At 73.6% G+C, this 8,166-nt stretch carries 8 protein-coding genes; 5 read left to right on the forward strand and 3 right to left on the reverse strand.

Annotation, left to right across the window (positions count from 1 at the left end):
- Nucleotides 1–366: 366 nt before the first annotated feature.
- The 3 genes from ACFWVV_RS35470 to ACFWVV_RS35480 form a co-directional block, all read right to left on the reverse strand.
- Nucleotides 367–1,683: a cytochrome P450 gene (locus tag ACFWVV_RS35470; protein ID WP_384357909.1), complete on the reverse strand. Its 1,317-nt coding sequence runs from the start codon at nt 1,681–1,683 to the stop codon at nt 367–369.
- 160 nt (nt 1,684–1,843) lie between these two features.
- The gene (locus ACFWVV_RS35475; RefSeq protein WP_384357911.1) at nt 1,844–3,466 is read right to left on the reverse strand and encodes a phytoene desaturase family protein; all 1,623 of its coding nucleotides are present in this window, start codon (nt 3,464–3,466) and stop codon (nt 1,844–1,846) included.
- Complete coding sequence (locus tag ACFWVV_RS35480; protein ID WP_384357913.1) at nt 3,459–3,950, reverse strand: SRPBCC family protein; 492 nt, start codon at nt 3,948–3,950, stop codon at nt 3,459–3,461. The genes ACFWVV_RS35475 and ACFWVV_RS35480 overlap by 8 nt, the downstream gene beginning before the upstream one ends.
- 342 nt (nt 3,951–4,292) lie before the next feature.
- Between ACFWVV_RS35480 and ACFWVV_RS35485 the strand changes: the two genes are divergently transcribed.
- The 5 genes from ACFWVV_RS35485 (at nt 4,293) to ACFWVV_RS35505 (ending at nt 8,063) form a co-directional block, all read left to right on the forward strand.
- Nucleotides 4,293–5,333: an iron-containing redox enzyme family protein gene (locus ACFWVV_RS35485; RefSeq protein WP_384357915.1), complete on the forward strand. Its 1,041-nt coding sequence runs from the start codon at nt 4,293–4,295 to the stop codon at nt 5,331–5,333.
- Nucleotides 5,334–5,386: 53 nt separating this feature from the next.
- The gene (locus ACFWVV_RS35490) at nt 5,387–6,073 is read left to right on the forward strand and encodes a HemK2/MTQ2 family protein methyltransferase (protein WP_384357917.1); all 687 of its coding nucleotides are present in this window, start codon (nt 5,387–5,389) and stop codon (nt 6,071–6,073) included.
- Nucleotides 6,054–6,308, forward strand: coding sequence for a CDGSH iron-sulfur domain-containing protein (locus ACFWVV_RS35495; protein WP_384357919.1), 255 nt, complete (start codon nt 6,054–6,056; stop codon nt 6,306–6,308). The genes ACFWVV_RS35490 and ACFWVV_RS35495 overlap by 20 nt, the downstream gene beginning before the upstream one ends.
- 173 nt (nt 6,309–6,481) lie before the next feature.
- Nucleotides 6,482–7,705 carry a phosphatidylserine/phosphatidylglycerophosphate/cardiolipin synthase family protein gene (locus tag ACFWVV_RS35500; protein ID WP_384357921.1) on the forward strand — a complete coding sequence of 408 codons (1,224 nt, stop codon included), beginning with the start codon at nt 6,482–6,484 and terminating at the stop codon, nt 7,703–7,705.
- Nucleotides 7,706–7,892: 187 nt separating this feature from the next.
- Nucleotides 7,893–8,063 (forward strand): hydrophobic protein, encoded by a 171-nt coding sequence (locus ACFWVV_RS35505; RefSeq protein ID WP_384357923.1) that lies wholly within the window; start codon nt 7,893–7,895, stop codon nt 8,061–8,063.
- The last annotated feature ends 103 nt before the right edge of the window (nt 8,064–8,166 follow it).

The raw sequence follows: 8,166 nt of genomic DNA on the forward strand, positions 1-8,166 counted from the left end.
CGGTCGGTCAGTTGTCGCACCGGAATCCGTACGGGCACCGATGCAAAAGGGGTGCCCCGGCGCCGGGACGGAATCACCGGCCGCAAGGCCGCTGCGCCCGTACGGCTGCACCGGGAGCGTTGTCGCACGATCAGCCGGGTGCCCGGATCCATTGCTTCCACACGGCGATTCCCGGCTTCGGCACGGCGCGGGTCCCCGCATGCATGGGAACGGCCGTACGGGGGACTCGGTGCGCAGGCCGGGTGCGGTGGCTTGCCCTGGGGGCCGACCCGGCCAGGCCCCCCTGGTTCAGATACGAGCCGGGGGAGCCGCCCCCACCTCGCGCGGTCCGGGACGCCTGGCCGCAGGCGACCGTGAGCACGGCCGTCACCGGGTGGGTACCGTTCCCAGCGGCCGGTCGGCGTCCGGGTTCCGCACGTTCGCGAGGACGACTCCGCTGCGCGGCCGGGCCGGAACGCGGTGGAGCGCGATGGTCAGGTCCTGGGCGGGGACGTCGAACTCCAGGCGGGCAAGGCGCGGCACGAGGGTGCTCAGCAGGGCCAGCGTCACGTCCTCGCCGGGACAGCGGTGCCCCGCCGCGGGGTCGCCGCCGCCCTGCGGGACGAGTGTGTCGCGGCCGGGCGGGTGACCGAGGAAACGGCCCGGGTCGAAGGTGTACGGGTCCGGCCACAGCTTCTCGTCGTGGTTCAGGCCGTACAGGTCGAGCAGCACCAGGGTCCCGGCCGGTACCTCCTCGCCCCGCCACGTCGCTCCGCCGGTGGCCAGGCCCCCGACGAAGGGAGCGAACGGGTAGAAGCGGCGCACCTCCTGGGCGAAGGCGAGCGCCTCGTCGGCGCCGCCGTTCACGAGGCGTTCGCGCTGCTCGGGCCAGCGCAGCAAGGCGTGGGCGGCGAAGGCGAGGAACCAGCTGACGGCGACGGTCGGCCGGATCACGTTGAGGACTTCCACGGCTGCTGTGCGCGGGTCGAGCAGGGTGCCGTCGGCGTCGCGGTGCCGCGCCACCGCGGCGAGTGCGCACGAGTCCCCGCCGGGGAGGGCGGGCCCGTCCTGCGGTGCCGGGGCCTCTGTGCGTGCCTGGGGTGCCCGGTCCTGTGCGCGTGCGGCCGTCACGAGGCCGGCGATCCGTGCTTCCTGGCGTTTGCGGGCGCGGCGGGCCCGCACGTGGCGGGGGCCCGCCGCGGCGAACCCGTCGACCATCGCGACCAGGTCGCCGGCCGTACGCCCGGCGCCGTCCGCTCCGTCGGGCAGCGCGACCCCCGCCCAGGCGCAGACGGCGCGCGTCAGCACCTCGGCGCACTCGTCGAACAGCACCACCCGGTCCTCGTCCGCCCACCCTGCCGCGGCCCGGTCCCACTCCGCAGCCGCGCGTCCGGCGAGCGCGTGCACCGCGTGGGGGTCCTTGAGGACGGACTGGAACATCGCCTTGCGGGTGCGGTGTGCCCGGCCGTCCAGGGTGTGCACGGCCCCCCGGCCGAACAGGGTGTCCAGGAGGGGGCCCGGCAGCGCGTCCTGCCGTACGACGTGCCGCTCGTCGTAGAACCAGGCCACCGCGTCCGTACCGTGCAGGGCGAGGGTGCGGCGGCCCGCCAGCCTCGTCCACAGGGCCTCGCCGTCGTGCCGGCGCCGCAGGTCGGGCAGCCAGCCGTAACCCTTCACGAGGAGGGGGAGGGTCTCGTCGATCATGGTCCCTTTCCTTCTGGGGGCTCGGGGGTGCGCCGACCGGGTCTGCGGGCAGCGGGGCCGGGTGTGCGGGCAGCGCCGGGTCTGCGGGCAGCGGGGCCGGGTGTGCGGGTCGTGAGCGGTCCGGCGGCCCCGGCGCCGCCGCGGGGGGTACGCAGCGAGGTCACCGCCGTCGCCGGGTCAGCACCCGCTGGGCCGTGACCGCGGCGGAGTGCAGCGGGCCCCTGGCGCGCAGGGCGGCGCGCGCCGCGTTGGCGCCCGGCGCGCCGTGGACACCGCCGCCGGGGTGGGCGGAGGCCGACGCGAGGTAGAGGTGGCGCACCGGGGTCTCGGGGCGTCCGGTGCCCGGCACCGGACGGAACACCAGCTGCTGGTGCAGGGAGGCGGTGCCGCCGTTGATGGCCCCGTTGTGCAGATTGGCGTTCGCGGCCTGGAGGGTGGGGGGCGCGAGCACGCGGCGCGCGCGGATCCGGTCGCGGAAGCCGGGCGCGTACCGCTCGGCCTGCTCCTCCATCCGGTCGGCCATCGCCTCCTGTTCGCCCTTGTCCCAGCGTCCGGAGATCCGGTCGTTCCCCGCGTCGCCGCGGATGTCGTGCGGTACGTGGGTGTAGGCCCAGGCCGATTCCGTACCTGCGGGGGAGCGGGAGGCGTCCGCGGTGGTCATCTGGCCGAACAGCAGGAACGGGCGGTCGGGAACCTGCCCGGTGGCCAGCTGGGCGGCGAACCTTGTCAGCGCGTCGACGCTGTCGGCGAGGTGCACGGTGCCCGCCCCGGCCGCCTCCGGCGCGGTCCACGGGACAGGACCGTCGAGTGCCCAGTCCACCTTGAACGTCGCGAAGTCCCAGGCGAAGCGCTTCAGGTCGTCGTGGACGCGTGAGGGCAGGTGGCGGCCGTCCACCAGTTCGCCGTAGAGCTGCGGGGCGGTGACATCGGCCAGCACCGCGTGCCGGGCGCGCACCGCTTCCCCGTCGGCGGTGCGTACGCCCAGCGCCCGGCCGCCGCGTACCACCACCTCGCTGACCCGCCGCCCGCAGTGCACGGTTCCGCCGCGCTCCAGCAGCCGTGCCACCAGGGCATCGGTGAGCGCACCCGCACCTCCGACCGGTACCGGAAAGCCGTGGCTCTGCCCGAGCATCGACATCATCCAGCCGAACCCGCCGCTGCCCGCCGCCTCCGGCGCGAGGTCCGCGTGCAGCGCGTTCCCGGCGAGCAGCAGCCTGCCGCCCTCGCCGGTGAACCGCTCCTCGCCCAGCCGCCGCACCGGAAGCAGCATCTCCCGTACGAACCGCAGCCCGCCGGCTGCCCGTACCCGGGCGGCGAGGACGGCCGCGGAGCGCACCGGCGGGAACGGAGTGAACAGGGCGTCCAGCACGGGCCCGCCCACCCGGTCCCAGCCCTCGCACAGCTTCAGCCAGGCCTGCCCGTCACCCGCGGCGAAACCGTCCAGGCTGCGGGCCGTCACCGCCCGGTCGCGGTCAAGGACCGCACAGCGCCCGTCGGGCAGCGGGTGCGCGAGGACGTGCGGGGCGTGGCTCCAGCGCAGGCCGTACCGGTCCAGGCCGAGCGCGCCGATGACGGGGGAGGCGGCAGCCAGCGGGTAGAACGCGCTGAAGGTGTCGCTGACGAAGTCCGGATGCACGGCGCGGTCGCTGCGCACCGCGCCACCGGGTTCGTCCTGCGCCTCCAGGACGGTGACCTGCCACCCGGCGTCGGCCAGCAGGTTCGCGGCGACGAGCCCGTTGGGTCCGCTGCCGATCACCACGGCGTCGGCGTCGGACTCAGACATCGACGGCGTCCCCGCTCCGGTCGCTGCCGCTCCTGCTGGGGCCGCCCTCCGGTGCCGACTCCTCGACGACGGTGGCGAGCCTGCCGAGCATGCGGCGGTGGCGCTGCTGCAGCAGGAAGTCCACCGCGCCGTTGTGCAGGGCACCGCCCACGCCGCGCAGCGGATGCTCGTCCACGATCACCAGGGTGTGCTCGCCCCACGCGCGGATGTCCAGGGCGATGCGGGCGGTGCCGAGCGGGCCGCTGCGGGCCTCCAGTTCCAGTGCGTGCGGCGGATCGTAACGCCGTACGACGGTCGAGCCCTCGAATTCCTTGGGGCCGAGACGGACGGTGTAGTGCAGGGTGGAGCCCGGCATGGGCCAGATGCCCTCGCCCGGCGAAGTGGAGTGCGTGCCGACCACCCATTCGCAGTAGCGCGAGGTGTCCCGCAGGACTTCCCACAGGGCGTGGGGCGGGCGGCGGATGAGCTGGTGCCGTACAGCCATGGTTCCTCCAGGGGCTCGGTGGGGCGGCGGGGCGTCCGGCCGGCCTGATCGTCTGTACCCGGTCTGCTGCTTTCCGATCGGCTGTTCCCTGATCGTCCGTTTTCCGATCGTCGCGCAGATACCGGATGACCGCCTGGGCCCGGTTCACGCACTCCCCTCCGCTTTCGGCCCCGACGCGCTCACCCCGGGGCCCCGACGTGCTCACCCCGGGCCGCCGACGTGCTCACCCCGTCCCTCCCGGCACCCCCAGGCCCTTCGCCCCTCCCGTACCCGAACGGCCCACAAACCCGGACGGCCCCGCCCACCGTGTCCAGCCCCGAGATCCGGGGTACAGCGTGTTTCATGCCCACTGACCTCGTAGGACCCGTGCTGCCCCAGCCCCGTGGCGCGCTCTCCGCCGCCGTGATCGATGTGCTCCGGGGAGGAGGCGCGCCGCCCGCCGCCGACCTCGTCGACCGGGCCGATCCGTACGGCGACGATCTTCAACTCGCCCTGTACGTCTGTTACGAGCTCCACTACCGGGGGTTCGCCGGGGTGGACGACGCCCTCGAATGGGATCCGGAGCTGCTCGCGTTGCGGCGACTGCTGGAGAACCGGTTCCTGGACGCGCTGCGGGCGGACGCGACCCGGCCGCGCGGCGTCGACGAAGCCCTCGCCGAACTCCTCGTCGAGCCGGTGCGCGGGACCGGCGTCTCGCACCGGCTGCGCGACGACGGCGAGCTGTGGCAGCTGCGCGAGTACGCGGCCCAGCGCTCCCTGTACCACCTGAAGGAGGCCGACCCGCACGCCTGGGTGCTGCCCCGGCTGTGGGGGCGGGCAAAGGCGGGCATGGCGGCGATCGAGTTCGACGAGTACGGGGGAGGACGGGCGGAGCGGGTGCACGCCACCCTGTTCGCCGACCTGATGGGCGACCTCCAACTGGACACCACGTACGGGCACTATCTCGACGCGGCCTGCGCCCAGATCCTCGCCACCGTCAACGTGATGTCCCTCTTCGGCCTGCACCGCAGCCTGCGCGGCGCACTCGTCGGGCACTTCGCCGCCGTGGAGATCACCTCCTCGCCCGGCTCCCGCCGGCTCGCCGAGGCCCTGGCCCGTACGGGAGCGGGGCCCGCGGCCGAACACTTCTACGCCGAGCACGTGGAGGCCGACGCCGTGCACGAACAGGTGGTACGGCACGAGGTGATCGACGGGCTGCTGGAGGCCGAGCCGCACCTCGCCGCGGACATCGTGTTCGGCATCGACGCCACCGACTTCCTGGAGGAGCGGCTGGGTGAACACCTGCTGGCGCGCTGGGACGCGGGCAAGACGTCGCTGCGGGAGCCGCTGGAGCCGCTCGATCCGCTGGCGCAGCCCCAGCCCGCCGCCGGGGCGGCGTCGTGAGGCGGCTGCTGGGTGCCTCGGGAAGCGCCCAGCCCACCGGGCAGGGAGCCCCGGTGAGCACCCCGGCCGTGGACCGCCGTCCCCGCAGACCCTTCCTCGCGCTGCCGGGGGTGTACGCCCCCCAGTCCGACACCGCGCTCCTGCGCGCCGCTCTGTACCGGGAGCAGCTGTCCCCCGGTGCCCAGGTCCTCGACGTGTGCACCGGCACCGGGGCGCTGGCGCTCGCCGCAGCCCGGCTGGGGGCCTGCGTCACCGCCGTGGACGTCTCCCGGCTCGCCGTGGCCAACGCGCGACTGAACGCCCGCCTCGCCGGGCTGCCGGTCCGGGTGCGCCACGGCGACCTGCTGGCCCCGGCCGCGGACCGGACGTACGACCTGATCCTCAACAATCCGCCCTACGTGCCCTCCTCCCGCCCCGATCTGCCGGCCCGCGGGAAGGCCAGGGCGTGGGACGCCGGACTCGACGGCCGGCTCGTCCTGGACCGCATGTGCCGGGAGGCTCCCGCCCTGCTGAGCCCGGGCGGGGTGCTGCTCATGGTGCACAGCGCGCTGAGCGACCCGGAGCGGACGCTGCGCACCCTGCGCGAGGCCGGACTCAAGGCCTCCACGGTCGAACGCGCCTTCGTCGGATTCGGCCCGGTACTGCGGGGCAGGCGGGAGTACCTGAGGGCGCGGGGCCTGGTCGCGCCCGACGAGAACGAGGAAGAGCTGGTGGTCGTCCGTGCAGAACGAACTCCCTGACGGGCCGCGGAGCGCCGCAAAGGACCCGTCCCCGCCGCCGGGGCGGGCGGCCGACCCCTGCCGTGTCGCGGTCCAGCGGGAAGGCCCCTTCCTGGTCGAAGGACCGGTCGAGGTCACGCTGGAGGACGGCTCCACCGTGCGCTCCGACAGGTTCCGGGTCGCCCTGTGCACCTGCCGCCGCAGCCGCCGCTATCCCTGGTGCGACACCAGCCACCGGCGGCGTACGCGCGAGTGACGGGGCGCAGGGGGTCCGGCCGTCCGGCCGCCGGGCCCCCTCGGCCCGAGCCCGGGTACCGGCGGCCACATACCTGACCGGGGCTGGGGGTACAGTCGCCTGGCCGCTCAGCCCGTGCCGGACCGGGCGCCGCGGCCTGATGTTTCCTCGTCGTGTTCCGGCCAGGTGAGGGCATGACCAGTACGCAAGAGCCGGCCGAGCTGACCCCGCACGCGGCGGCGGCACCCGACACTCCGTCCGCCGAGGACCGCGTCGCGCGAATACGACGGCGGCTGGAGCGCCTGATCGGGATCGCCGCGACCGAGGGCAACGCGCTGACGGTCCTGCGCAACGGGGACGAGATCTTCGCTGCCATGCTGGCGGCGATACGGTCCGCCGAGCACACGGTCGACATGATGACCTTCGTGTACTGGAAGGGGGACATCGCCCGCGAGTTCGCCGAGGCCCTCGCCGAGCGCGCCCGTGCCGGGCTGCGGGTGCGGCTGCTGCTGGACGGGTTCGGCAGCCGGCTGATCGAGGCGGAGCAGCTCCGGGCGATGGAACGGGCCGGGGTGGAGGTGGCGTGGTTCCGCAAGCCGCTGTACCTCTCCCCGCTGAAGCAGAACCACCGCTGCCACCGCAAGGTGCTCGTCATCGACGAGGAGACCGCCTTCACCGGCGGGGTGGGGATCGCGAAGGAGTGGTGCGGCGACGCCCGCAACCCGCAGGAGTGGCGGGACACCCACGTGCAGGTCCGTGGTCCCGCGGTGGACGGCGTCGCCGCGGCGTTCGCGCAGAACTGGGCCGAGTGCCACGACGAACTCTTCGACGAGCGGGACCGGTTCATCGAGCACCGGCCGCAGGGCGATGCCATCGTGCAGGTGGTGCGTGGCTCGGCCAGTTTCGGCTGGCAGGACATGCAGACCCTGATCCGCGTGATGCTGGAGTCCGCCGAGGAACGCTTCCGGCTGGCCACCGCCTACTTCGCACCGGACAGGTACTTCATCGATCTGCTGTGCGCCACTGCCCGGCGCGGCGTCGAGGTGGAGATCGTGCTGCCCGGGCCGTACACCGACAAGCGGGTCTGCCAGCTGGCCGGCCAGCACTTCTACGAGGACCTCACCGCGTGCGGGGTGAAGATCTACCAGTACCAGCCGACGATGATGCACGCCAAGGTCATCACCGTCGACCGGGTCGCCGCGCTGATCGGCTCGACCAACTTCGACCGCCGCTCCCTCGATCACGACGAGGAAGTCATGCTCGCCGTCCTGGACCCGGAGTTCACCGCGACGCTGGACGCGCACTACGACGAAGACCTGACGGTCAGCGAACTGATCAGGGAGGGGCGGTGGAAGAGACGCTCTCCCGTCCAGCGGGCCCGAGAACTGGCGGTCCAGCCCATCCGCCGGTTCCTGTGACGCGGGGCCGGCTCCTGTGCCGCGGGTGGCCGGTTCCTGTGCCGCGGGGGAGGGGGCGGTGCGCCCGCGGCTCATCGCCGCAGGTCAAACCCCTCCGGATGCCCACGTAAGAAATTCATAAACAGACAGTTGTGCGGAGCATGACCGGAAACCGGCGGGGCACACGATGGCTCGGAGGTTGATAACTATGGTTCCCCTGCTCGTCGTCCTGCTTCTCGCGCTGCTCCTGTTCGGCGCCGGTTTCGCTCTCAAGGCCCTGTGGTGGATCGCCGTCATCGTGCTGGTGGTCTGGCTGCTCGGCTTCGTCATCAGGCCCGCGGGCCATGGTGGCCGCAAGGGCCGTTGGTACCGCTGGTAGACGCGTTCCGTACGGATGTGGGGGGGGGGGGGGGGCCAAGGCGGGGGCGCCCCCCCCACAAATATGGTTAGCCGGCGGCGGGCGGGGTGGGTGTAAAAAAAAA

This window comes from Streptomyces sp. NPDC058663 (assembly GCF_042716745.1).
GTDB lineage: Bacteria > Actinomycetota > Actinomycetes > Streptomycetales > Streptomycetaceae > Streptomyces.

Bases quoted from the DNA above. Each gene is read 5' to 3' on its own strand.
- ACFWVV_RS35480 (WP_384357913.1), bottom strand. From the start codon at position 3,950: ATGGCTGTACGGCACCAGCTCATCCGCCGCCCGCCCCACGCCCTGTGG.
- ACFWVV_RS35505 (WP_384357923.1), top strand. From the start codon at position 7,893: ATGGTTCCCCTGCTCGTCGTCCTGCTTCTCGCGCTGCTCCTGTTCGGC.
- ACFWVV_RS35470 (WP_384357909.1), bottom strand. From the start codon at position 1,683: ATGATCGACGAGACCCTCCCCCTCCTCGTGAAGGGTTACGGCTGGCTG.
- ACFWVV_RS35485 (WP_384357915.1), top strand. From the start codon at position 4,293: ATGCCCACTGACCTCGTAGGACCCGTGCTGCCCCAGCCCCGTGGCGCG.
- ACFWVV_RS35475 (WP_384357911.1), bottom strand. From the start codon at position 3,466: ATGTCTGAGTCCGACGCCGACGCCGTGGTGATCGGCAGCGGACCCAAC.
- ACFWVV_RS35500 (WP_384357921.1), top strand. From the start codon at position 6,482: ATGACCAGTACGCAAGAGCCGGCCGAGCTGACCCCGCACGCGGCGGCG.